Raw genomic sequence first — 1,442 nt, forward strand, 5'->3', positions numbered from 1 at the left:
GATAGCTGACCGACAGGATGTGCGGGAGCCGCGGCAGCGACAGGAAGGTCTTGTCGAAACCGCCGATCACCACCGGCAGGTTGAACCAGGTGATCTGCCCCCAGAGCGGACTATGCACCCAGATCGCCGCGCCGATCACATAGATGCCGGCGGCACCAAGCAGCCATGGATTGACCGGGATCCGCCCGCCGCGCTTCACATGCAGCATGGCGGCAAGGCCGATGTTGAACAGGAACTGCCAGGATAGCGGGTTGAGGAACCAGAGGCCGGGCTCTGGATAGTTCGGCGGCGCGATCTGCCAGATGCCTGCGACGAGCCAGAGCAGGCCGGAGACGATCAGCGCCGGCACCGGCCGATAGCTGACGAACAGCACGAAGGCGGGCGCCGCCAGAAGCAGCGCCGCATAGACCGGCAGGATGTTGTTGTAGCCGAGCTGGTGGCCGAGCGTGACGACGCCGAGCAGCACCTGCGGCGTGTTCTTCATCAGGGGCTCGATGTTGATCATCGTCAGCATTTCCGGCCGGTGCGCGAACAGCGCGGCGGCGCAAAACAGCGCGATCACCACCATCGTGATGACGATGTGCGAGATGTAGAGCACGCCGGCGCGCCGCCACATCTTCAGGGTCGCGAGCAACCGGCCGCCCGGCTTGAACTTCGTGCCGTAAGCCAGCGCCACCGAGATGCCGGAGATCAGCACGAAGGCTTCGGCCGCATCGGAAAAGCCGAAATTCTTATAGGTCCAGCTCTCGAAAACCGTGCCGGGCACATGGTCGACAAAAATGGTGAGCAGCGCGAGCGCGCGCAACACGTCGATACGCGTATCGCGATCATAGATACGCTTATCGCGATCGTTAGGAGCAGGGGTGGTCATCGACAAAAGGCCTCAAAGCTGGTTGTTCATAGCCAGCAATGCGACCCCCGGGGCGCACCGCTTCGATTCCTCCCAGGGGAGTGTATCGCCGCAGAAACGGACTGAAATGCGCCTGGTTCAATCAACTTTCGCGGAGCGCGAAAATATTCCGTTTTGAAGCCGGCAAATCAACGAATCTCTCATGGAATCAAATGGATGTGAGCGTGTCCGAATATAGCGACGAAAACAGTATTATGCGCCGGGATCTCGCCTTCCCCTACCGTCTGCTGAGGCCGGCAAACGCAAGCGGCGACTGCCTGTTCGTGCTGCACGGGTCAGGTGTCGACGAGACGACGATGCTGCCGCTGGCGAGGCAGATTGCGCCCCGGTCGGTGATTGTCGCGGCGCGCGGCCGCATCCCACAAGAGGATGGATTTCGCTGGTTCGAGCGAATCACGCCGACCAGTTTCGGGCAGGCCAGCATCCATGCCGAGACGGCTGCCTATGGCCAATTCGCGACGGAAGCCGCGAGGGTCCATGGGCTCGACCCGAAGCGTGCGACCTTCCTTGGCTATTCGAACGGCGCCAATGT

Annotated in this window: 1 protein-coding gene and 1 pseudogene; one reads left to right on the forward strand and one right to left on the reverse strand. The window is 61.8% G+C overall.

The genetic code is table 11. The features are described 5' to 3' along the window. Positions 1-871 (reverse strand): OpgC domain-containing protein (gene opgC / locus EOD07_RS34225; RefSeq protein ID WP_127238336.1); only part of this gene is annotated, 871 nt, incomplete at its 3' end. A 203-nt stretch (positions 872-1,074) separates the two neighbouring features. Between opgC and EOD07_RS34230 the strand changes: the two are divergent. Beyond that, positions 1,075-1,442, forward strand: a pseudogene (locus tag EOD07_RS34230) (alpha/beta hydrolase); the annotation flags it as partial.

The organism is Mesorhizobium sp. M2C.T.Ca.TU.002.02.1.1 (genome assembly GCF_003997225.1).